We start from the raw sequence: 23,271 nt of genomic DNA on the forward strand, positions 1-23,271 counted from the left end.
AGTGTGCATAATCAGGGCGCTGTTCCCGTTCCGGGCTTGTCGTGGGGAAGCGGCTGTGGCCATGGTTCACGCAAACCAACAAGCGAGAGACAAGCATGGCCCCCGTTCCATCCGACATCGAGATCGCCCGCGCGGCAAAAAAGAAACCGATCGCGGACATTGGCGCGGCGCTTGGCATCTCTCCCGAGGCGTTGGTGCCCTACGGCCATGACAAGGCGAAGATCGGGGCCGATTTCATCGGCTCGCTGCAAGGTCGCCCCGATGGCAAGCTGATCCTCGTGACGGCGATCAATCCGACGCCTGCCGGCGAGGGCAAGACGACGACCACGGTAGGCCTCGGCGACGGGTTGAACCGGATCGGCAAGAAGGCCGTGATCTGCGTGCGCGAGCCGTCGCTTGGGCCCTGCTTCGGCGTCAAGGGCGGGGCTGCCGGCGGCGGTTATGCGCAGGTCGTGCCGATGGAAGACATCAACCTGCATTTCACCGGCGACTTCCACGCCATTACGTCTGCGCACAATCTCCTGTCGGCGATGATCGACAACCATGTCTATTGGGGCAATGCGCTCGACATCGACACGCGCCGCATCACCTGGCGGCGGGTGATGGACATGAACGACCGGGCGCTGCGCCAGACCGTGACCTCGCTCGGCGGCGTCTCGAACGGGTTTGCCCGGGAAAGCGGCTTCGACATTACCGTCGCATCCGAAGTGATGGCGATCCTGTGTCTGGCGCAGGATCTGGCCGACCTCGAAAAGCGGCTCGGCGATATCGTCATCGGCTACCGGTTCGACCGCTCGCCGGTCTATGCCCGCGACATCAAGGCCGACAAGGCGATGGCGGTGCTTCTGAAGGACGCGATGCAGCCGAACCTGGTGCAGACGCTGGAAAACAATCCGGCGCTGGTGCATGGCGGGCCGTTCGCCAACATCGCCCATGGCTGCAACTCCGTGATCGCGACGAAGACGGCGCTGAAGCTTGGCGACTATGTGGTGACCGAAGCGGGTTTCGGAGCGGATCTGGGTGCCGAAAAGTTCTTCGACATCAAGTGCCGCAAGGCAGGGCTGAAGCCCGACGCAGCCGTGATCGTTGCGACCATCCGGGCGCTGAAGATGAATGGCGGCGTGAAGAAGGACGATCTCGGGACAGAGAATGTCGAGGCGCTGACGCGCGGCTGTTCGAACCTGGGACGCCACATCGCAAATGTGCGCAAGTTCGGCGTGCCGGTCGTGGTCGCGATCAATCACTTCATCTCGGATACCGATGCGGAAGTGGCGGCGATCAAGGACTACGTCTCGCATCACGGCGCCGAGGCGATCCTCTGCCGTCACTGGGCGGAAGGTTCCGCCGGCATCGAGGAACTGTCCTACAAGGTGGTGGAACTGGCGACAAGCGGTGCCGCCAACTTCAAGCCGATCTATCCTGACGACATGCCGCTGATGGAAAAGATCGAGGCGGTCGCCACCAAGATCTATCATGCCGGCGAGGTGACGGCGGAAAAGCCGGTGCGCGATCAGCTGAAGGCCTGGGAAAGTGCTGGTTACGGCCATCTGCCGGTCTGCATCGCCAAGACGCAGTATTCGTTCTCCACCGACCCCAACCTGCGCGGTGCTCCGGAAGGGCATGTGGTGCATGTGCGCGAAGTGCGACTGTCGGCCGGCGCCGGCTTTATCGTGGCAATCACCGGCGAGATCATGACCATGCCGGGTCTTCCGAGCGCGCCTTCGGCCGAGCGGATCCATCTCAACGCGGATGGGCTGATCGAGGGGCTGTTCTAAGCAGGGAGGCTGCTCAGCGGGTTTTCTCCGGATCGTCCTGGCCTCTCGCCTTCGCGGGTGAGGGGCAACGTCATGCGTCTGTCACACCGAAATGGTCTGCTTGCCCTTACTCTTCAGGCACTGGCGGTGACCCGACGATTCGGGGCCGGCCATCGGGAACATCAGGATGGATCTTGTTCTTGCGACACTCGCCATGGCCCTTCTGGCGATCAATCTCTTCAGCATCGCGGTTGCCGGCCTGCGGCTTTCGCATCGGGACAAAGCGAGTGACAAGCCGGCGGTGATCAAGCCGGACGGTGTATCGATCGTCATTCCGGCGCGCGGCATCGAGGCCTATTCCAGCCTGACGCTCGCGCATGCATTCAAGCTCGAGTGGCCGGATTACGAGCTGATCTTCTGCGTGCAGGACGAGGGTGATCCGATCATCACCGAGATCCGCTCGGCGATTGCCGCGCATCCGGCGGTGCCGGCGCGGCTGCTGATCGGCGATGACCGGATCAGCGCCAATCCCAAGCTCAACAACTGCGCCAAGGGCTGGCATGCGGCACGACACGAGTGGGTGGTGCTTGCCGATTCCAACGTGTTGATGCCCAAGGACTATATTCAGAACCTCGTCTCCGGTTGGCGGGCCGATACCGGGCTCGTATGCTCGACGCCGATCGGATCGCGTCCGGACGGGTTCTGGGCGGAAGTGGAATGCGCTTTCCTGAATACGCTGCAGGCGCGCTGGCAATATGTGGGCGAGGCGCTGGGGCTCGGCTTTGCGCAGGGCAAGAGCATGCTGTGGCACAAGCCGTTTCTGGATGCTGCCGGCGGCATCCAGGCGCTGGCGGCCGAGATTGCCGAGGACGCGGCGTCGACCAAGCTCGTCAACCGGCATGGCAAGAAAGTGCATCTGGTCTCGGCACCGTTCGAGCAGCCGCTCGGGCGTCGCGGGCTGGAGGAAATCTGGTCACGCCAGACGCGTTGGGCCCGGCTGCGGCGGGTGACGTTTCCCCTGTTCTTCACGCCGGAGATCCTGCTCGGAGCGCTGCCGCCTCTGACGCTTGGACTGATCGCTGCCGTCCTGCTGGATCTCAATTCGGCAGCGGTTGCTGCAACCGTGTTTGCGGCAACCTACCTGCCGGAACTGGCCCTTGCGCGGGCCAAGGGCTGGAGACTGTCGATCCTGTCGCTGCCAGCGATGATGGTGCGCGACGCCATGCTGCCGGCGATCTGGATCAGAAGCTGGCTTTCCGGATCGTTCGAATGGCGCGGCAATGCCATGACGATCGGCACGCAGGAAAGCCGGCTGACCGGCTCCTCGCCGGCCTGACCCTGGCCCTCAACGGCTACTCGCAGATGCGGTAGCCGCCATCCCTGTCGATGATGTCGAGATGAAGGTGATCCTCGTGCGCAGCATCGCTGCCGGGTGCGAGGACCGTGGTGAAATGCAGGCATGCGCCGGCGGTGGCGGTCATCTGGAAGGCACCTTCCAGCGTGTGATCGTCCTCGCGCCGCTTCATCACGACCTTCTCGCCGTTGTCGAGCTTGAAGGCTGCGACATCGAAGGCGTTGCCGCGACCGTGCTCGGAGATCTTGCCGGTCGAGGCGCTGTTTCTCAGGCGGCACTGGTAGGTGGAGCCGGGAACGAGGCCGGTGATCTTGCGGCCCGGCATGGCGATGTTGAGCGCGGGCTGGACCGTATCCTTCAGCCAGTGGGCCATGGTCAGTGCCGTCTTGCAGCGCATGGTGGCGCCGCCGAGATCGACGCCGGGCAGGACCTGCGCCACCTCGATCGGCTGCTTTATGCCGCAGCCATTGCCGTCGTCGATCGGTTTGACGGATTCGAACTTGGCGCCGATGGCACCGAGGTCTGCAAGGCAGGCCTTGAGTTCTGCGGCGTCTTCCTCGACGAGAGGCGGAGGAGGCGGGGTCTCGGCCTGTTCCTGCTTTTCGTCCGCAGGCTTGTCGGCCGGAGTTTTGTCATCAGCAGCCTTGTCCTGCGGTGCCTTGTCATCGGGCTTGGCGGCGTCCGGTTTGGCAGAATCAGCTTTGCCGTCGTCGCTCGATGCGGCGGGCTTCTGTTCTGCGGGTTCTTCCGGCTTGGGAGTGGGGGTCGGGATGGTTTCTTCAGGAGCTTTACCGGTCTGTTCCGGGCTCTGGGTCTGTTCGGGGGCCGGGACAGGTGGCTCTGCGGGGCGCTCTGCCGGCTTCTCCGCAGGGGTTTCGGGCGGGTTCTCGGGCTTTGCTTCGACGGGCTTTGCGGCGACCTCAGGTGTAGCAGCGGCTGCGGCCGTTGCCGCCGTTGCCTCGGGCACGGGTTCACCACCCGGCTTTGCCATGGGAAGCGGAACGATGGCGAGGGCGGGGGCGGCGGGGATCGCGGCTCGGCTCTGGTTCTGGGCACCCTGTGCGGGGCGGGTCGACTGGTTTTTGCCGGACGAGGATTTGCGCGTCGACTGTTTGCGGGTGCGTCCGGCATCGCGCATGAACTGGTCGATGATGTTGATTTCGACAACGTTCGGCGTCGAGCCTTGCGGTGCTGGGCGGGCGGGCAGAGGCGCTGCACCCAGTGTCAGCGGTGCGCTCATTGCCAGCGAAGTGCTTAAAGCGAGAAGGCATAGAGTATGCTTCATCCTTCGGTCGTCCTTTCCCATGTTTCGGAGACGCAACGCGGATGACCCTGTTTTGGTCGCATTGTGGCCAAATAAATCCACTTGCGCGTTTGCCGGAGCCGCGCTAACAATTCGCTCCATGATGATTTCGATGAGCAACAACGGTAACTGGTGGTGGGCACGCTGACGCGGCCTTGACCAGTCATGTCCATCGACAAGACTATGACCAAGCCGCCCGATTACCGAGGCGGCTTTTTTATTGGCCGCTTCTGAGACCCGGGCAGATCAACAGGGATTTCAAGAGGCAGACATGGCGACGATCATTCACGACGACGGGTCCGAGACCTACGAGACCAAGGGCGGAATCAGCGTCAGCCGCGCCCGCAGGCCGGCCGAATATGCAACCGCGATCTCGTCTTATGTCGACCGGCTGGACGAGCGCCGCGGCGCGGTGTTCTCGTCGAACTACGAATATCCGGGGCGCTATACCCGCTGGGATACGGCGATCGCCGATCCGCCGCTCGGCATTACCTGCAACGGCCGGGCGATGTGGATCGAGGCCTATAACGGTCGCGGCGAAGTGCTTCTGTCGTTTATCGCCGACAAGCTTGCGACAATTTCCGACCTGACGCTTGGTGAGCGCACCGACCGCCGTCTGGATCTGACCGTCAATCAGCCGTCTCGCGTCTTTACCGAGGAAGAGCGCTCGAAGATGCCGACGGTGTTTACCGCGCTTAGGGCCATTGTCGATCTCTTCCATTCGGATGCGGATTCGGCAATCGGTCTGTTCGGGGCTTTCGGCTACGATCTTGCGTTCCAGTTCGATGCGATCAAGCTTTCGATGCAGCGGCCGGAAGACCAGCGCGACATGGTTCTCTACCTGCCCGACGAAATTCTGGTCGTCGATCACCATGCTGCAAAGGCCTGGGTCGATCGCTACGACTTTGCCAAGGACGGCGTGACGACGGAAGGCAAGGCGCAGGATATCGCGCCCGAGCCGTTCCTGCGCACCACGGTGACGCCGCCGAAGGGCGATCATAAGCCGGGGGAATATGCGAGCCTCGTTACCCGCGCCAAGGAAAGCTTTCGCCGCGGCGACCTGTTCGAAGTGGTTCCGGGCCAGAAGTTCATGGAGCGCTGCGACAGCAATCCGTCGCAGATTTCCAACCGGCTGAAGGCGATCAACCCGTCGCCCTATTCGTTCTTCATCAATCTCGGCAACCAGGAATACCTGATCGGCGCATCGCCGGAAATGTTCGTGCGGGTGTCCGGCCGTCGCATCGAGACCTGCCCGATTTCGGGCACGATCAAGCGCGGCGAGGATGCGATTTCCGACTCGGAACAGATCCTCAAGCTGCTCAATTCCAAGAAGGACGAATCCGAGCTCACCATGTGCTCCGACGTGGACCGCAACGACAAGTCCCGCGTCTGCGAGCCGGGTTCGGTCAAGGTGATCGGCCGCCGGCAGATCGAGATGTACTCGCGGCTCATTCATACGGTCGACCATATTGAAGGACGGCTCCGTCCTGATATGGATGCGTTCGACGGCTTCCTGAGCCACGCCTGGGCGGTGACCGTGACCGGTGCGCCGAAACTGTGGGCGATGCGGTTTGTCGAGGCCAACGAAAAGAGCCCGCGCGCCTGGTATGGCGGCGCGATCGGCATGGTCGGCTTCAACGGCGACATGAATACGGGGCTGACGCTTCGCACCATCCGCGTCAAGGACGGCATTGCCGAAGTGCGTGCCGGTGCGACGCTGCTCAACGATTCGGATCCGCATGAGGAAGAGGCCGAGACCGAGCTGAAGGCATCGGCGATGATTTCGGCGATCCGCGATGCGCGGGCCGGCAACACGGCCAAGGCTTCGCGCGACGTCGCCAAGGTGGGCCAGGGGGTGAAGATCCTGCTGGTCGACCACGAGGACAGTTTCGTCCACACGCTTGCCAACTACTTCCGCCAGACGGGAGCGACGGTCTCGACCGTTCGCTCGCCGGTGCCGGAAGAGGTGTTCAACCGGATCGATCCGGATCTTGTCGTCCTGTCGCCGGGGCCGGGCAATCCGAAGGATTTCGACTGCAAGGCGACGATCAAGGCAGCGCGGGCGAAGGACCTGCCGATCTTCGGCGTGTGCCTTGGCCTGCAGGCGCTGGCCGAAGCCTATGGCGGCAAGTTGCGGCAGCTGGCGCTGCCGATGCACGGTAAGCCTTCGCGGATCCGGGTTCTGGAGCCCGGCATCGTGTTCTCGGGGCTGGCGAAGGATGTGACGGTCGGGCGATATCACTCGATCTTTGCCGATCCGTCGACGCTGCCCTCCGATTTCATCATCACCGCCGAAAGCGAGGATGGCACGATCATGGGGATCGAACACGCCAAGGAGCCGATCGCCGCGGTGCAGTTCCACCCGGAATCGATCATGACGCTGGGCGGCGATGCCGGCATGCGGATGATCGAGAACGTGGTGGCAAACCTTTCGAGAAAGCGCGCGACAAAGGCGGCCTGATGGACGATGCCGACACGGTGGGTGGCGCTGACGGCGTCACCATCGAACCGCTCCGGGACGAGCATATCGAGGGCTTTCACAAGGCGCTCGATATCGTCTGCCGCGAGCGGCGCTACATGGTGTTTCTGCGCGCACCTCCGCTCGACGAGATGCGGGATTTCGTGCGCGAGAGCGTGGCTGCTGGCAATCCGCACATCGTCGCGGTCGCTGACGGTGAGGTCGTCGGCTGGTGCGATATCCGAAGGCTGGAGCGCGATGTGCATGCTCATCGCGGCCTGCTCGGCATGGGCATCATTCCCGGGTTTCGCGATAGAGGCTTGGGCCGTCGGCTGATCGATACCGCGGTCGAGGCCGCGAACCGGTCCGGCATTCACCGCGTCGAACTCGACGTGCATGCGGACAATCACCGGGCGATCGCGCTTTACCGGAAGGTGGGATTTCAGGTGGAGGGCGTGGCGCGCGATGCGTTGAAGATCGACGGATGCTACCTGGACAGCGTGCGGATGGCGCTAATCTTTACCTGACGCCTGGTCTCTGACGCCCGATGCCCGCCTGCGACGATGCCCCGTTGTTGATAACGTCTGACGACGAGCATACCCGGCGACTGGACGCGCAAGACCGGCTTTGACAAACCGCGAGGCTTGCGCCATACAGCCGGCCATTATTCGAAACCGCCGCTGCGAGACGCTCTCGCCGCGGCGGTTTCGTCGTTTTGGGCATAGCTTCCTGCAAATCGCTTGCAGATGCAGGAGGACGATTAGTGAAGACGGGTATGGGCGATATGGACAGAGTGGCAAAGGACGACAAAAAGGTCGAGAGACTGGCGATGTGGGGCATCCCGATCTCGATCGGCGTGCTGTTCCTCAAACTTGCTGCGTGGTGGGTAACCGGCTCGGTGGCGCTGCTGTCGGACGGTCTGGAATCACTGGTCAACGTGGCGGCGGCATTCATTGCCTATTTCGTCATCCGCTATGCTCAGCGGCCGGCAGACGATGACCACCACTTCGGCCATCACAAGGCGGAATACATATCCGCCGTGGCGGAAGGCGCGTTGATCGTGCTGGCGGCGATCCTGATCATTCAGGAAGCCTGGGGCGCTCTGGGCGCCCCGAGCATGCCGGAAACGCCATGGCTCGGGCTTGCCATCAACGCTACGGCAGGCGGAATTAACGCGGTCTGGGCGACCGTGCTGATAAGGGTCGGACGGTCGCACCGGTCTCCGGCGCTTCTGGCAGACGGCCAGCACATCATGTCGGATGTGGTGACGTCGGCCGGCGTGTTCGTCGGTCTGGTGCTCGCGGTTCTGACGGGTTACCTCATCCTTGATCCGCTGCTTGCGATCTTCGTCGCCTTCAACATTCTCTGGCAGGGTTACAAGGTCATCACCCACTCGCTGGGCGGGCTGATGGACAAGGCGCTGCAGCCGGAGGAGGAAGCGGCCGTGCGTGCGGCGATCACCGCCCATTGCGACGGGGTTCTCGATGTGCACGATCTGAAGACGCGACGGGCGGGATCGGCTGCGTTTATCGATTTCCACCTGGTGGTGCCATCGCGAATGTCGGTCGGCGAAGCCCACGAAATCTGCGACCGCTTGGAAGATGCGATCAAGGAGGCTATTCCCGGTGCCACCCTGGCCATCCATGTGGAGCCGGAAAGCGAACACGCGCATGGCAAGCGTGTTGCCATTGAAAGCCATGCGAATCTGAAGGGAATTTAAAATGACGATGACGGATGTCAGCGGACTGTCGCAGCTCGGCAATCAGGTCGAGGCCCCAACGAGCCCCGAGACGGCGGTTCTGGAAAAGGTGCCGAACGGCAACCAGGGCACGGATTATGTGGTGCGCTTTACCGCACCCGAATTCACCTCACTTTGCCCGATGACCGGCCAGCCGGATTTTGCCCATATCGTGATCGACTATATTCCCGACGGGTTTCTGGTCGAATCAAAGTCGCTGAAGCTGTTCCTGCATGCGTTCCGCAACCACGGCGCCTTTCACGAGGACTGCTCGGTCTATATCGGTAAGCGGATCGTTGACCTGCTCAATCCGAAATGGTTGCGGATCGGCGCTTATTGGTATCCGCGCGGCGGCATTCCGATCGACGTGTTCTGGCAGACCGGCGAAGCGCCGAAGGGCGTGTGGTTGCCGGATCAGGGCGTGGCGACCTATCGGGGACGTGGGTAAGATTTATTGGCAATTAGCCCGGCACGCACCGGGCTAATTGCGACACTCAACCCGTTCGGGGAGAGGGCCATTCCGCCTCAGACATTCATGTTGTCGTCGCCGCCGAAATCGCCGCCGCCGAAGTCGGACTGATCGTCGTTGCCAAAATCGGCCTGTTGCCAGCCGCCGTCATTGCCACCGGGATCGGGTGTTGCGTCGTTGCCGTTATCTGCGTCCGTATTGGAGGCCTCACGGATTGCGTCGTCGCCGATATAGGTGTTGTTGATGACGGTTTCCTCGGTTGGGCCGCCTGTGAACGGATTGGCTTCGGCTGCGGGATTGCCCAAGCCGAGGCCTGACATGTGGTTGCCGAACAGGCCCGAAAGCGAATTGGCAAGCAGCATGCCGCCCGCCACGCCGGCGGCCGTGCCAAGTGCGCCGCGCAAAAAACCGCCGCCGGCAGATGGTGCCTGACCCTGCTGATAGCCTTGTGCCCCCTGCATCTGTGATGACCAGGGACCTGACGGGGCCGATGGGCGATAACCGTCGTCGTTGCCGCGGTATGGCTGCTGATATCCCGGTCGCGCACCCCAGGGGCCGGATGGCTGCTGGCCGGCCTGTTGGGACGGCATTTGCGGTGCCGGAGGGCGAGGCGCCTGGCCGGAGCCGAAGATCGAGCTCAGGAAACCGCCGCCCTGTTCGTCGCGCCTGATGTCGCTTTCGCCGGCCTGAAGCTGCTTGACCTGTTCTTCGAGCTCGCGGATGCGGGCGGATGCGGCCTCAAGGCCCTTCTCCTGAACGATCACCGCCTGGGTGAGGTAATAGGCGGAATAGGGCTGCTGGCGGGTCGCGTCATCGATCAATGCCTCCGCATCACGGTCGCGCGGGGTGGTCGAGGCTGTTTTCACGCGATCGAACAATGCGGTCAGAAGCTGGCGTTCTTCCGGTGACATGGTCTCACTCCTTGTGGACGTCCCAAGCGGCCGTCATCTGACAAGGAGTTAGTCGGCATTTTCGGGATTTCAAACCCGCTGCCGGGTTAAATCTTGTTCATGTAGAACATGCGCCGCCTGACACTATGATTCAGGCGGCGCAGCCTATCTTGTTGTAATATCAGCCGAATGCGAGCGTCAGGCCGAGCACTGCGGTTGCTGCGCCGAGGATGCGGGTTACAGCTGGCGCAAAGCGCGCGATACCGAGGCCGAGCGCGATGCCGGCTGCGTGAAGAAGAGCTGTCGCGATGACAAAGCCGAGGCCGAACTGAAGCGCACCGGCACTGCCGAGTTCGCCGCCATGGGCATGGCCGTGGAACAGCGCAAAAACGCCGACGATTGCAGCGCTGGCGGCTGTCGGAAGCTTGGCGGCGGTGGCGACCAGAAGACCGAGTGCGATGACCGAGGCGAGGATCGCCGGTTCAACGAAAGGCAGATCGAGACCGGAGACCGCGAGCACGAAGCCGAGCGCCATGGTGCCGACGAATGCGGCAGGCACGGACCAGATGGCCTTGCCGCCGATCTGTGCTGCCCAGAGGCCGACGGCGAGCATGGCAAGCACGTGGTCGAGGCCGAAGATCGGATGCGAAATGCCGGCCATGAACGAGCCATGCGCTTCAGGATCGAGATGGGCAAAGGCGGGAGCGGCAGCAACGACGACTGCGCCCGTTGCGAGCGAAATATGCTTCAGGGCGGTTTGGAAAGGTCTGGTCAACATTTTAATCCCCGATGAAATACATGATGCGTGAAGCGTAAAACGATAGGCAAGAGCAGTCACCGCGTCCATTGCCAATTGTAACGATCCGGCGATGCGGACTACGTCATTCACCTTAGTCGCTGGAAGCTTGCCATGTTCAGGCCGGGGTGCATTGTTTTGTGACCGCGAACACATTATGTCCCGTATATGAATTTCATGCAGGAGACTTTGACCGTGCTGAACGACGAAGACGACACAGAAGACAAGACGAAGGAACTGCCGCTCGGTAAGGAAACGGAGGCGAATCTTTTCAAGTCGCGTTCGATCTTCATCTACGGAGCGATCACCCAGGAACTGGCGCAGAAGGTCAACACGCAGCTCGTGGCACTTGCCGCAGCCAGCGACGAAGACATCCGCATCTACGTGAATTCCCCGGGCGGCCATGTCGAGTCGGGCGATTCGATTCACGATATGGTCAAGTTCATCAAGCCGAAGGTCTGGATGATCGGCACGGGCTGGGTCGCTTCTGCAGGCGCCCTGATCTACGTGTCGGTTCCGAAGGAACGCCGCATCGCGCTGCCGAACACCCGCTTCCTGCTTCACCAACCATCTGGCGGTACGCGCGGCATGGTCTCCGACATCGAGATCCAGGCCCGTGAAATCATCAAGATGAACGAACGCCTGAACAAGATCATGGCAGAAGCAACCGGCCAGCCGATCGAAAAGATCGCAGCCGATACGGACCGCGACTACTGGCTGTCGGCACAGGAAGCCGTCGCCTATGGTCTTGCATCCAAGATCGTGACGTCGCAGAGCGAAATCTGATCCAGACGTCGTTCTGACAAATCAAAATCCCTCGTCGGCTTCAGGCCGGCGGGGGATTTTTGCGTTTGAGGGCAATCGTTTCAGGCGCGGGTAGGGGCCGACAGGTCCGGATGACCGGAACCCTTTCGGCCACCGCGCGATATCAGGCGAGCTTGCGGGTGGGTACGGCGGTTGCCGGGACGCGGCCCTGCTGCCAGTGGGCGGCAAAATCCATGAACGCATCGGGCGACATCGGTTCCGCGAAGGCATAACCCTGCAGCACCTGGCAACCAAGGCCACGCAGGATATCCATATGGGCTTCCGTTTCGACGCCCTCGGCGACGATCTCGATCCCTTGCGAACGGCCGATCTCGATGATCGAAGCCACAAGCCGGTGCTGGGGACCTGACGCCTGAAGCGGAGAAATCAGCTGCCGGTCGATCTTCAGCCGCTTGGGGCCGAGTTCCAGCAGACTGACGATCGAAGCGTGTCCGGAGCCGAAATCATCCAGCTCGATATCGATACCCAAATCCTTCAGCGTGCCGATGATCTTGCGCAGGCCGCGGTCGTTTCCTTCAAACGAGATCGATTCCAGAAGTTCGAATGCAATGCTGCCCGGCGCAAACGACAGGTGCGACAGCTGCTCCAAAAGGTTTTCGTCCTTCAGGCGCTGGGCTGAGACATTGACAGAGACCCTTGGGACGGCAAGCCCGCGGGCACGCCAGCGGGTGGCCTGGAACAGCGCTTTTTCGAGAATGAGCGCGTCGATCTCACCGGAGCGATGAAGACCTTCGGCAATATCGAGAAACGCTTCGGGCGCGAGCAGGCCGCGGGTCGGGTGGACCCATCGGGCCAGCGCCTCGACACCGACGATATCGAGGGTGACGGCATCGAACTGCGGCTGGAAGAAGGGAACGATCTGGTCGTTCTCGATTGCCGCGAGAAGCTCGTCGGACGTGCGTTTTACCTGGATCGCCGTCAGAAGCAGGGACTCTGAAAACACCTCGGCGCGGTTACGGCCGCGTTTCTTGGCCTCGTACAGTGCGACGTCGGCATTGATCAGCAACTGGCGCGGTTCTTCGAACGCAAGCGTCTGCATGGCGATGCCGGCGCTGCAGCCGACATGGCATTCCTGGCCGTCGATCGTCATCGGTTTGGCGATCGCCTTGACGATCGAGCGGCCGAGATGTTTTGCGCGCTCTTCCGGGGCTGGGCCGCTGGTGACGACCACGAATTCGTCGCCGCCGATCCGCGAGACGAATTCGTCATGGCCGATCAGTTCCAGGAGCCGGGCCGTCGTCTGGCGCAGGACCTCGTCGCCGGCCGCGTGGCCGAGCGTGTCGTTGACTTCCTTGAAGCGGTCGAGATCGAAATGGATGAAGGCCAGGCGGTGACTGTGCGTCGTCGCGTTCGAGGCTTCCATGAACTGGTCGAGAAAGCGCCGGTTGGGAAGGCCGGTCAGGGCGTCGTGCAAAGACTGGTGCTGCAACGTGCGGCGTGTTGCGCGCAACCGCTCGTTCTGTTCTTCCGCGCGGGCGCGCTCTTCCCGCAGTTCGATCTGCAGATTGACGTCATCAGTGACATCCCAATTGGCGCCAACGACGCGTTCGACGCCTCCCGATGTTTTGTAGGCCTTCCCGTGCGCGCGGATGTGACGGATCTCGCCCGAAGGTCGGACAATCCGGAACTGGGTAATATAGGGCTCGGTGGCACCAATGACCTCGTTCAGCCGATTTTCAGCCGTCTCGATATCGTCCGGATGGACAGTCGAACGCCAGTCCTCGTAGGTGAAGATGTCCTTGCCCGGAGGCGCAGAATACAGGTCCTTGAGCCGCTCGTCCCAGAAAAGGCGGTCTGTGGCGCCCTCGTATTCCCAGACGCCTATCTGCGACGCTTCGAGCGCCAGCGTCAACCGGTGGTGAATGGTCTCGAACTGCTCCTCCCGGTGTTGCAGATCGACGATGTGGCGATTGCGCTGCCTCATCAAGATGCCCACCCAGATCATCGGGGCGACGATGCAGAGTGCGATCAGCGTCGCGTAGGCATAAAGCCAACCGATATCCGGCGGGGTCGTCTTCCAGCCGGCTTTCGGGACTGCTGCGAGATACCAGGTGTCGTATCCGAGCTCGATGCGGGCACGAACCGCATCGGCGGAGAAGATCGCCGGGTCACCGGTAAAGACGTCCTTCGCAACCGGTGCCGGCCGCCTGGAGATAGCGATGCTGAGGGGTTGCCGTTCGGTATCGAGGTCGATGTCGCGGAACAGGCGCTCCACGTCGATCACGCTCGAGACGATGCCCCAGAAATGTCCGTTGGCTTGCGAAAAAACCGGGTAGCGGGCCAGCAGTCCCAGTCCGCCCTGAGCGAGTTCGACAGGTCCGGCGATCGTGGTGGACCGGCGCTTGATCGCCTCCATGACGGACACTGACCGTTTGGGGTCGGCCGTGTAGTCTCGTCCAACAAGCTGCTTGTTCTGGTCGTAAGGGTAGACGTACCGGATCACAAGATCGGGCGCCACGGCGACGTTCTTCAGCTGCGAGGGAACAGCGAAAACTCGCTCGGAGAGCGCCGCAAATTGCGTTTGCGTGATGGATGGGTTTGAAGCGATCGCGGCAACGAGACCCTGGACCAGATTGACGTTGCCGCGAATATTGGTTTCGAGGCTTGAGGACACGCGCGCCAGTTGTTCCGACGCGACGAGCCGCTGCTGCGCCATGTATTGGGCGCGCTCTTCCAGATCGGCCCGGACAATTCCGAAAATGACCGCGGCGACCATAATGAAGGCGGGCAGATACCAGCCGAACCGGTAGAATCGCCGTTCCCGGCTTCGGCCGGGCTTTATCATGGAGGAAGAGAAGAGCATGCAATGTTCCAACAGGTCTCCCGCCAACATTTCAGACAAGGCTTAATTTAGTCTGAGATGTAACGGCGCCCGACGGGTCGTCGAGCCGAAATACTGGTCTCCACTCCAATATTTTTGAGAAATCCGGCCCTTTATACATGACTGAAAATCGGAAAAAATCAGTCGGCCTGGTCATCTCTTGGGCTTGTCTCGCGGCGGCCGGTCGTGCTCCATGCACCCTTCACCGCGTCGGGTTCTCATCATGTTCAAAGACTTCTCTTTTTCCGCCCTGACGATGGGGATGCTGACCGCGTTTGTCGGTTTCGTCAGTTCCTTTGCCGTGATCATTCAGGGTTTGCAGGCAATGGGCGCCAATAGCGATCAGGTCGCCTCCGCGCTCCTGGCGCTTTCCCTGGCGCTCGGCATTCTTGCCGTGAGTTTCTCGGCCGCTCTCAAGATGCCGATCAGCATTGCATGGTCGACGCCTGGTGCCGCTCTTCTCTCGGGGATCGGGATGATCGAGGGCGGATTTCCCGCAGCCGTCGGCGCCTTCGTCATCTGTGGCGGGCTGATCATGCTGTCGGGCCTGTTCCAGCCGCTCGGGCGCGCGATCCGGATGATCCCGGGGCCGCTTGCCAATGCGATGCTGGCCGGTATCCTGCTCGGCCTGTGTCTTGCTCCCGTGAAGGCGGTGGCGTTCGACCCGATGCTGGGACTGCCGATCGTGCTGACCTGGGCGGTCGTCGTGTCGCGCTGGCGGCTTCTGGCCGTGCCGGCCTCGCTTGCGGCGATGATGCTGGTGCTGATCTTCGGCGTCGACCTGCCGGCAGATACGCTGAGCCAGATCGGCGCTGCGATCCATCCGCAATTCGTGTTCGTCGAGCCGGTCTTCACCTGGCACGGCGCGATTTCCGTGGCGGTGCCACTGTTTATCGTCACCATGGCGTCGCAGAACATTCCCGGCATCGCGATCCTCAAGGCGCACGGATACGAGCCGCATCCCGGACCGATGTTCGTGGCAACCGGCGCCCTGTCCTCGCTTGTCGGCGTTTTTGGCGGCGTGCCGGTCAACATGGCGGCGATCACGGCAGCGATGTGTGCCAGTACCGACGCTCATCCGGATCCCGCCCGGCGTTACGTAGCGGCGATCATCGGCGGCTTCAGCTACGCGGCGCTGGGGCTGGTGGCCGGCGGCATTATCGCCTTCGTATCGCTCGCGCCGCCGATCCTGTTGCAGGCCGTCGCCGGGCTCGGGCTGATCGGCGCGTTCTCGAACGCGGCATACGCCGCCTACCACAACCCCGCTACCCGCGAGGCTGCAGCCATCACCTTTATGGTCACCGCTTCCGGAATCGCCTTCGCCGGGATCTCGGGGGCGTTCTGGGGTCTGCTGGCCGGTGGCGTGATGATGGGTTTGCAGAAGGCTCTCAGACGCGAAAGATTGCCTTGAAAGGGAACCGCGGCCGTCGTTGCAACATCAAATGCCGTTCGAAAGTGCACTTGCACGTTCTCTGCCCGCCCGCTATAGATTCTCCCATGACCATGACAGGTGCGATCATGTCCGACCGTTTGCCGACCCGCAGCTTCGCTGCCGGGGCGACGGTTTTCGCGCCTCTCTCGCTTCTTAGCCTCGACCTTACACTCGGTTGCCGGGTCCGTTGAGGAGCGCCCGGCGGCCGAAAGCCCGCCGGCGTAAGAGCTCCTCGCAAGATTTACCGATATAGCTGAGACAGACCTTAAGAGGTCGCCATCCTCACCAAGCAGGCCCCAAAAGTGCGGCGCGCGGCGGATGGATAGGACGAGGACTTGAAGACCATGGACGCCAAGAATTCCAACGTGACTACTGCCAACAAGGCTAAGGGTATGGCCGAGGCGGCGGTGAAATACCGTGCCTATCCCGCCATCAACATTCCCGACCGGACCTGGCCGTCGAAGGTGATCGACAAGGCGCCGATCTGGTGCTCGGTGGACCTGCGTGACGGCAACCAGTCGCTGGTCAACCCGATGGGCCACGACCGCAAGGCCCGCATGTTCAAGCTGCTCCTGGATATGGGCTTCAAGGAAATCGAGATCGGTTTCCCGTCGGCTTCGCAGACCGATTTCGACTTTGCCCGCTGGTGCATCGAAGAGGGTGGCGTTCCCGACGATGTGTCGATGCAGGTGCTGGTTCAGTGCCGGCCGGAACTGATCACCCGCACGTTCGAATCGCTGGAAGGCGCCAAGCATCCGATCATCCACTTCTACAACTCGACATCGGAACTGCAGCGCCGTGTGGTGTTCGGCAAGGATGTCCGCGGCATCAAGCAGATCGCCGTCGACGCGGCGAAGATGATCACCGACATGGCTGCCAAGGCCGGCGGCGATTACCGGTTCGAATATTCGCCGGAAAGCTTTACCGGCACCGAGCTGGAAGTGGCGTTGGAGATCTGCAACGCAGTCATCGAGGTCGTAAAGCCGACTGCTGACAACAAGCTGATCCTCAACCTGCCCTCGACCGTCGAGATGGCGACACCGAACATCTATGCCGACCAGATCGAATGGATGTGCCGTAATATCGACTCTAGAGAAAACGTTATCATCTCGCTGCATCCACACAACGACCGTGGCACCGGGATTGCGGCGACGGAGCTGGCGCTGATGGCCGGCGCCGACCGCGTCGAAGGCACGCTGTTTGGCAATGGCGAGCGCACCGGCAATGTCGACGTGGTGACGCTGGCGCTCAACATGTACACGCAGGGCGTTGATCCTGGGCTGGACTGCACCGATATCGAGCGCATCAAGGACGTCTACGAATATTCGAACGAAATGGTCATTCCCGAGCGCCATCCTTACGTCGGCGAACTGGTCTATACGGCGTTTTCCGGCTCGCACCAGGACGCGATCAACAAGGGCATGAAGGCGATCAAGACCGCCAACCATCCGGTGTGGGAAGTGCCTTACCTGCCGATCGACCCGCGCGACGTCGGCCGGTCCTACGAGGCGATCATCCGCATCAACTCGCAATCGGGCAAGGGCGGCATCGCCTATATCCTGCAGCAGGATTACGGCATCAACCTGCCGCGCAACTTGCAGGTTGAGTTCCGCGAGGACATCCAGCGGATTACCGACGAAGAAGGCAAGGAAGTCGCTTCCAAGCGTATCCATGAGCGCTTTATCGAGCGCTATGTGGACCAGCCTTCAGCACGGCTGAAATTCGTCGATCACCAGACGTTCCCGGCCGGGATGGAGCACAAGGGCATCCGCGTCGTTTCCGCCGAGATCACCGATGGTGGTGAGACGAAGACGATCGAAGGCCGCGGCACGGGCCCGATCGACGGGTTCATCAACGCGCTGTCGGCCTATCTCGGGATCGAGTTGTCGGTGAACGAGTATTCGGAACACTCGCTGCAGCATGGCTCGAACGCCTCGGCGATCGCCTATGTCGAGGTCGAGCATCCGGGTGGAAAGCTGTTCGGCGCCGGCATCAACAACAACATCGTGACGGCATCGCTCGATGCGATCGTGTCTGCTGCCAACCGGGTGTTGGAAGAACGCGGCCAGTAGTAGGATTCTGTAAGGCATTAGAAGACAGAAGCCGCATCGCCAGCCGATGCGGTTTTTTGTTGGGATCAGATCGGGCGGATGGGCTTCGAAGCAGGCCGGAGGCTCAGATCAGTCCCGCGGCCTTGGCGGCGATCTCGTCGAGATCGGCGGCGGAGGAGGGGCCGACGACGACATAGGTCGCGAGCGGCGTGCTCCAGGACACAAGACCCGTATCGGCGCGGATGTCCTCGACCGGTTTGTTGGTGTCCGGACGGGTCTTGGAGAAGGTGATCGCGATGATCTCTCCTTCATCGCCGCGGCGGTAGAGGAGGAGGCCGGAGGGGCGGTTGTCGGCGGTGAAAAGCCGCGCGCCGGCGAAGGTCAGCCCGCTTTGCGACAGGTCCGGAATGCGAAAGGCGATGCCGGTGCCTGTTGTCAGCCATGCGAGAATATCGCCGGGCCTGTCGGCACCGATTTCCACCAGACGATCGGGCAAGCGGGTATAGAGCCGGTAATGGGCGACGACGTCGTCAAGCCAGTCCCGCGAGTCGAGCTGCACTTCCGAGCCGCCGAGACGGGTCGATCCCGGCTGGGTGCCGAGCGCATAGCCGATGCCGCCGCCGAGGCAGAGACTGAGAAGACATGCGACAAGGGCCTGCGTTCTGCTTGGCTTGAACGAGAGTGCCTGACGCTTTTTGTCATCAGGCAGCCTGATCGCGCGGCGCGGCAGTGGTGCGTTCTTGATGGTGCGGACGAGTTCGAGCGGCAGCGGTTCCTTCATGGCATCGTCGAAGACGCGCCGGCCGTAATCCGTGCCGCGTTTCAGGTTGTCATGCAGGGCCCGCGCCTGCGGCTCGTTGACCAGAAGCGCTTCGATCTCCTGCCGTTCGTGTTCGTTGGCTTCGCCATCCAGGAAGGCCGAAATGCGCTGTTCGAGCGCGGACCAGGAAGCACTGGCTTTCATGCGCGGCGCTCCGATGCTTCCGGCGCGATTTCCGACAGTCTGAGCCGTGCAGAACACAGGCGTTCGGCGAAGGCCTGTTCCGGAATGCCGAGGATAGCAGCCGCCTCGCCATAGGCGAATGCCTCGACGTCCACGAGAAGGAAGACACTGGCGAGGCCTGAGGGCAGGGACAGCAGGATCTGATCCGATGTGGCCATCGTGGAAATTTCGGTAGCCGATACGACGCCCTGTGCCTTCGGGGTGGAGGACGGCTGGGTCTTGCGGCGCTTCTTGATCTCGTCGGACCAGGCTGTGCGCATCAGGCTGAACAGCCAGCTTTCGATGCGGCCTTCGCCCTTCCAGTGATGGCTTTTCTGGATTGCACGCGAACAGACTTCGCGCACCAGCCTGTCGGCATCCTCGGCGGTGCCTGCAAGCGTCAACGCGAAACGACGAAGCCTCGGCAGCAAGGCTACGAGGTCACGGCGAATGTCCATGGTCTGGGTCGGATTGTTCATGCGGAAACAAGCTTAACGGGGCTATGCGTTATGATTACGGCCATCTCGTTAAGCTATGAATCGAATGTGATGCATTTGCAACAGGCGACGCAATTAATCTACAAGATTTCGACGGTCTCGGGCTGGATCGCCGGCATAGGCAGTGGTTGATCGCCATAAAAGACGTGGCTGCTGTCCAGCGCAATGCCGTCACCTGCCTGCGTCAGCCCGTAGCGTTCACAAACCAGGTTCCAGTTGCCGGGTTCGCCCGACAGCGAAAACAGGTTGTAGGAAGCAGGTGGCTTGTGGCCGCCCGGACCCTGCGAAGCGGACGCTATACCGACGACCGGCACGGGCCGGTTATGGGTCTTGAGTTCGTAGACGGTGTTAAGGTGCGTATGGCCGTGCAACACCAGTTCGGCGCCGCCGGTCGAGATGGCCGCAGCAAATCGACGGATGCCGATCATACGCTTGTGCGATGACGCCGCGCCGTGGATCGGCGGGTGGTGAATCATTACCACGCGGAATAGGCCACGTTCGCCGGCTTTCTTCAGCAGGTTCACGGTTTCGCGCGCCTGGCGCGGGCTGAAATAGCCGGATGCGGAAAACGGCGGCGTGGCATTGGATGTGGAGCAGCCGATGATGGCGATCGGGCCACGCTCCCGGTAGGTCGGGAAGATGTGATCGTCCTTCGGCCATTCGCCCGGATCGTCGTCGCTTTTCACGAAGGGATACCAAGCGGCAACCGACTTGTCGTGAGCGCCCGGCACATAGGCATCGTGATTGCCCGGCACGACGGTCGTATCGGCGGGTTCGCCGATCGTATCGAGCCATTCGCGGGCCAGCCGGGTTTCGATCTTGGTCGCCAAATTGACCAGATCACCTGTGATGAGCAACTGGTCCGGCTCTCGGTCCTTCATGTCGCTCAACAGCAGATCCAGCGTGTTGACGAGAAGATGCTTTCGGCGGGTGCGGTGCCAGTTGACGAAACCGGTGATGCGTTTTGACAGAAGCTCGCGCATCGTCAGCCGCGGAAGGGGCCCCAGGTGGATATCGGAAATATGCGCGAACTTGAACATGGCGAAGACATAACGCATGAGAGAGCAATTGGTACCGAATTTATCGCCGCTCCCGAAGTTATGAAGTGGAACGCCTGAATGGTTGAGCAGGGCATTCCCGAAGTTACCGGCGGCCGGGCCCGCATTCTCGTCTGGCTGATGCACAAGGCGTTCATCGTCACACGAGGCATGACGATGGGTGTGCGGGCCGCCTGTTTCGACGAGGAGGGCCGGATTTTCCTGGTGCGCCACACCTATGTGCCGGGATGGTATATGCCCGGCGGCGGCATGGAGCGCGGCGAAACCGCGCTCCAGGCGCTGCACAAGGAACTGCGGGAAGAGGGCAATCTGGAAGTCCTGGGAGTGCCGGAGCTTTTCCACGTCTACCTGAACCGCAACGCTTCAAAGCGCGACCACGTGCTGTTCTACAAGGTCAACGTCAACCAGACGGCGCCGCGCGCCGCGGATTACGAAATTGCGGAAAGCGGCTTCTTTGCCCTCGACGCGCTACCGCCCGAGGTCACCCAGGCGACAGCGCGCCGATTGCAGGAGCTTTCGGGAAAGATCGAGAAGGGGGAGTACTGGTGAGAGTTACCCGCTTTCCTACCCCCGCCCATGCGGTGCGTCGAGATCGAGCTCTGGTCCTGTCGGGACGATGCCGGTCGGGTTTATGGTTTTGTGGCTCTCGTAATAGTGGTGCTTGATGTGTAGAAGATTGCAGGTCTCGGCCACGCCCTCGTGCTGGTAAAGATCGCGCAGATAGGCTGAAAGGTCCGGGTAGTCGGCGATGCGGCGGATGTTGCATTTGAAGTGGCCGACATAGACCGGATCGAAGCGGATGAGTGTGGTGAACAGCCGCCAGTCGGCTTCGGTCAGCTTGTCTCCGAGCAGGTAGCGGCTTTTCGAGAGACGGGTCTCGAGACTGTCGAGCGTTTCGAACAGCTTTGAGACGGCCTCTTCATAGGCGTCTTGCGTGGTGGCGAAGCCGGCCTTGTAGACGCCGTTGTTGACGGTGTCGTAGACGACTGCGTTGATCGCGTCGATCTCAGTGCGCAGATCTTCAGGGTAGAAATCGACATAGGAACCGGTGATGCCGTCGAAGGCGCTGTTCATCATGCGGATGATTTCGGCGCTTTCGTTCGAGACAATCGTGTTCTGCTGCTTGTCCCAAAGGACCGGAACCGTGACGCGGCCGGAATAGGCGGGATCGGCTTTCAGATAGACCTGGTAGAGATAGTCGGAGCCGAACAGGGCGTCGCCGGTTGCGCCGTCGCGTTTGCGGAATTCCCAGCCGTTTTCCAGCATTAGGTAATCGACGACGGAGACCGAGATCAGATCCTGCAGCTTCTTGAGGTTGCGGAAAATCAGCGTCCGGTGCGCCCAAGGGCAGGCGAGCGATACATAGAGATGATAGCGTCCGGCCTCGGCCTTGAAGCCGGAGGTGCCTGACGGTCCGGCGGACCCGTCAGCTGTCACCCAGTTGCGGAACTGTGATTCGGAACGCTTGAAATGACCCTTGCTGGCCTTGGTGTCGTACCAGATGTCGTGCCACTTACCGTCTACCAGCATGCCCATTGCAATCTCCTTGGTTGTCTTTTTGTTAGATACGACAAAGCCTGACAATGACGAGGTGCGATTTTGTAAACGCTGCGTTTTTGGATTGGACGGGTGGAATATTTTCTGATAGCTCGCTTGTCACGATTGTTCGGGAACATCAGAGAATGACCGAAGTGCGGACACTGCGACGACGCTGAAGATCGATTACGACGCCTGAAAACGCGTCGCGATATCGCTCGTCCTGTCTGCTCTCTCCTTACGGCTTCGGTTCTCCATGTCCCTGCATCTTGTTGCGTCGCAATCCTCAACATCCCAGAATTCTTCGTCCGAAAACACCCCCAAGTCCATGGCGAAACACGACCTCGTCTATCTGACCGAGGATGCGTCTCACGATGACATCATCGAGGTGATCAACGAGGAAGCGTTCGGCCCCGGTCGGCATGTCCGCGCTGCGTCCCGCATTCGCGAGCAGGGGCCGCATGACCGGTCGATCTCGTTTGTCTGCGCTGACGATGGCGAGACGATCGCTTCGGTGAGGATGACGCCGGTTCTGGCGGGAAGCGTGAAGGGCCATATGCTGGGCCCGCTGGCGGTCAGGCCGTCGCACAAGAACCTCGGGATTGGCCGCGAACTGGTGCGGATCGCCATCGATGCCGCCCGCCGCCATGGATCGGAAGCCGTGATCCTGATCGGCGATCCGCCCTATTACATGCCGCTCGGCTTCGAGAAGGTGGCCTATGACGCGCTCGATTTTCCGGGACCGGTCGATCCGGGCCGGGTGCTGGTCGTGCCGCTCAAGGACGGTGTGCATGACGGGCTGAAGGGCGTGATCGGCTGGCGGGAGCTGTGATCCGTCAGGACTTCGCGCAAAACCCTTGATCTAGAATCGTTTTTCCAGCCACGTTACATCATGTCCGCCGGCGAGGCCTTCGAGCTTGCCGATCGGGTGGTAGCCGAGCTTCAGATACAGCGCGAGTGCTGCCGGGTTCATCGTATCGATATAGGCGCCGATACAGCCGCGCTTCGCCGCCTCCGCTTCGGCCATGGTCATGAGGCGGGCGGCGAGGCCTTTGGCGCGCATCAATTCCGGAATGAACAGCATCGAGATGTAAAGCCAGCCGCGGCCGGTATAGCCGACGAGGCCGCCTGCGATATCGCCGGCCGTATCACGTAGCGGGATTGCCAGTTCGCGACGGTCGCTCGCGCCGAAGCATTCGATATTGAAGGCTTTCAGCTTGTCGAGGATGATGTCTTCGTCCTGCTGCGAGATGCCTTCGACGATTTCCAGATCCATATCCAACCTCTCGAGTTGCGGCCGAGATGGA

At 61.5% G+C, this 23,271-nt stretch carries 20 protein-coding genes; 11 read left to right on the forward strand and 9 right to left on the reverse strand.

Translation table 11 applies throughout. From position 1 onward, the window contains the following. Positions 1–95: 95 nt before the first annotated feature. Together ACQY1L_RS04340 and ACQY1L_RS04345 are read left to right on the forward strand one after the other, a co-directional pair. Positions 96–1,775, forward strand: a complete 1,680-nt coding sequence (locus ACQY1L_RS04340; RefSeq protein WP_113167205.1) for a formate--tetrahydrofolate ligase — start codon at positions 96–98, stop codon at positions 1,773–1,775. A gap of 166 nt (positions 1,776–1,941) precedes the next feature. Further along, positions 1,942–3,090: a ceramide glucosyltransferase gene (locus tag ACQY1L_RS04345; RefSeq protein WP_430242988.1), complete on the forward strand. Its 1,149-nt coding sequence runs from the start codon at positions 1,942–1,944 to the stop codon at positions 3,088–3,090. Positions 3,091–3,106: 16 nt separating this feature from the next. On the opposite strand, the gene ACQY1L_RS04350 is transcribed toward ACQY1L_RS04345, so the two are convergent. Continuing rightward, the gene (locus tag ACQY1L_RS04350; RefSeq protein WP_430242990.1) at positions 3,107–4,348 is read right to left on the reverse strand and encodes an extensin family protein; all 1,242 of its coding nucleotides are present in this window, start codon (positions 4,346–4,348) and stop codon (positions 3,107–3,109) included. Positions 4,349–4,682: 334 nt separating this feature from the next. On the opposite strand from ACQY1L_RS04350, the gene ACQY1L_RS04355 reads away from it, so the two are divergent. The 4 genes from ACQY1L_RS04355 (at position 4,683) to queF (ending at position 9,055) form a co-directional block, all read left to right on the forward strand. Next, entirely contained in the window at positions 4,683–6,872 is a 2,190-nt protein-coding gene (locus ACQY1L_RS04355) for an anthranilate synthase (protein WP_430242992.1), read from the forward strand. After that, positions 6,872–7,396 carry an N-acetyltransferase family protein gene (locus tag ACQY1L_RS04360; RefSeq protein WP_430242994.1) on the forward strand — a complete coding sequence of 175 codons (525 nt, stop codon included), beginning with the start codon at positions 6,872–6,874 and terminating at the stop codon, positions 7,394–7,396. Before ACQY1L_RS04355 ends, ACQY1L_RS04360 begins: the two co-directional genes overlap by 1 nt. Positions 7,397–7,653: 257 nt before the next feature. Next, positions 7,654–8,589, forward strand: a complete 936-nt coding sequence (locus ACQY1L_RS04365; protein WP_062457901.1) for a cation diffusion facilitator family transporter — start codon at positions 7,654–7,656, stop codon at positions 8,587–8,589. Position 8,590: 1 nt separating this feature from the next. After that, on the forward strand, positions 8,591–9,055 hold the full coding sequence (gene queF / locus ACQY1L_RS04370; protein ID WP_062455655.1) for a preQ(1) synthase: 465 nt from the start codon (positions 8,591–8,593) through the stop codon (positions 9,053–9,055). Between the two features lie 77 nt (positions 9,056–9,132). On the opposite strand, the gene ACQY1L_RS04375 is transcribed toward queF, so the two are convergent. Together ACQY1L_RS04375 and ACQY1L_RS04380 are read right to left on the reverse strand one after the other, a co-directional pair. Further along, entirely contained in the window at positions 9,133–9,987 is an 855-nt protein-coding gene (locus ACQY1L_RS04375; protein WP_430242996.1) for a DUF2076 domain-containing protein, read from the reverse strand. Positions 9,988–10,147: 160 nt separating this feature from the next. Beyond that, positions 10,148–10,744 carry a HupE/UreJ family protein gene (locus ACQY1L_RS04380; protein ID WP_092660313.1) on the reverse strand — a complete coding sequence of 199 codons (597 nt, stop codon included), beginning with the start codon at positions 10,742–10,744 and terminating at the stop codon, positions 10,148–10,150. Positions 10,745–10,960: 216 nt separating this feature from the next. Between ACQY1L_RS04380 and ACQY1L_RS04385 the strand changes: the two genes are divergently transcribed. Then, complete coding sequence (locus ACQY1L_RS04385; RefSeq protein WP_062457904.1) at positions 10,961–11,548, forward strand: ATP-dependent Clp protease proteolytic subunit; 588 nt, start codon at positions 10,961–10,963, stop codon at positions 11,546–11,548. 142 nt (positions 11,549–11,690) lie between these two features. Here the strand turns inward: ACQY1L_RS04385 and ACQY1L_RS04390 are convergent, their stop codons facing one another. After that, positions 11,691–14,390, reverse strand: coding sequence for a bifunctional diguanylate cyclase/phosphodiesterase (locus ACQY1L_RS04390; protein ID WP_430242999.1), 2,700 nt, complete (start codon positions 14,388–14,390; stop codon positions 11,691–11,693). A gap of 241 nt (positions 14,391–14,631) precedes the next feature. Here ACQY1L_RS04390 and ACQY1L_RS04395 point away from each other — a divergent pair, with 241 nt between their 5' ends. Beyond that, positions 14,632–15,819 (forward strand): benzoate/H(+) symporter BenE family transporter, encoded by a 1,188-nt coding sequence (locus tag ACQY1L_RS04395; RefSeq protein ID WP_062457907.1) that lies wholly within the window; start codon positions 14,632–14,634, stop codon positions 15,817–15,819. A gap of 365 nt (positions 15,820–16,184) precedes the next feature. Then, positions 16,185–17,912, forward strand: coding sequence for a 2-isopropylmalate synthase (gene leuA, locus ACQY1L_RS04400; RefSeq protein ID WP_430243819.1), 1,728 nt, complete (start codon positions 16,185–16,187; stop codon positions 17,910–17,912). A 103-nt stretch (positions 17,913–18,015) separates the two neighbouring features. Here leuA and ACQY1L_RS04405 read toward each other — a convergent pair whose 3' ends face one another. From ACQY1L_RS04405 to ACQY1L_RS04415, 3 genes are all read right to left on the reverse strand, one after another. After that, complete coding sequence (locus tag ACQY1L_RS04405; protein WP_430243001.1) at positions 18,016–18,855, reverse strand: anti-sigma factor family protein; 840 nt, start codon at positions 18,853–18,855, stop codon at positions 18,016–18,018. Then, positions 18,852–19,352 carry an RNA polymerase sigma factor gene (locus tag ACQY1L_RS04410; RefSeq protein ID WP_062582897.1) on the reverse strand — a complete coding sequence of 167 codons (501 nt, stop codon included), beginning with the start codon at positions 19,350–19,352 and terminating at the stop codon, positions 18,852–18,854. Before ACQY1L_RS04410 ends, ACQY1L_RS04405 begins: the two co-directional genes overlap by 4 nt. 98 nt (positions 19,353–19,450) lie before the next feature. Further along, positions 19,451–20,410, reverse strand: coding sequence for a metallophosphoesterase family protein (locus tag ACQY1L_RS04415; protein ID WP_062583179.1), 960 nt, complete (start codon positions 20,408–20,410; stop codon positions 19,451–19,453). 78 nt (positions 20,411–20,488) lie between these two features. On the opposite strand from ACQY1L_RS04415, the gene ACQY1L_RS04420 reads away from it, so the two are divergent. Further along, positions 20,489–20,977, forward strand: coding sequence for an NUDIX domain-containing protein (locus ACQY1L_RS04420; RefSeq protein ID WP_092660318.1), 489 nt, complete (start codon positions 20,489–20,491; stop codon positions 20,975–20,977). 15 nt (positions 20,978–20,992) lie between these two features. Here the strand turns inward: ACQY1L_RS04420 and ACQY1L_RS04425 are convergent, their stop codons facing one another. After that, complete coding sequence (locus ACQY1L_RS04425) at positions 20,993–21,964, reverse strand: glutathione S-transferase family protein (protein ID WP_430243004.1); 972 nt, start codon at positions 21,962–21,964, stop codon at positions 20,993–20,995. A gap of 328 nt (positions 21,965–22,292) precedes the next feature. Between ACQY1L_RS04425 and ACQY1L_RS04430 the strand changes: the two genes are divergently transcribed. Beyond that, on the forward strand, positions 22,293–22,796 hold the full coding sequence (locus ACQY1L_RS04430; RefSeq protein ID WP_062455683.1) for a GNAT family N-acetyltransferase: 504 nt from the start codon (positions 22,293–22,295) through the stop codon (positions 22,794–22,796). A gap of 30 nt (positions 22,797–22,826) precedes the next feature. Here ACQY1L_RS04430 and ACQY1L_RS04435 read toward each other — a convergent pair whose 3' ends face one another. Next, complete coding sequence (locus tag ACQY1L_RS04435) at positions 22,827–23,240, reverse strand: GNAT family N-acetyltransferase (protein ID WP_092660322.1); 414 nt, start codon at positions 23,238–23,240, stop codon at positions 22,827–22,829. Positions 23,241–23,271 lie beyond the last annotated feature (31 nt).

The sequence above is a fragment of the Neorhizobium sp. DAR64862/K0K3 genome, from assembly GCF_050500185.1.
In the GTDB taxonomy this organism is placed as follows: Bacteria; Pseudomonadota; Alphaproteobacteria; order Rhizobiales; family Rhizobiaceae; genus Neorhizobium; species Neorhizobium soli.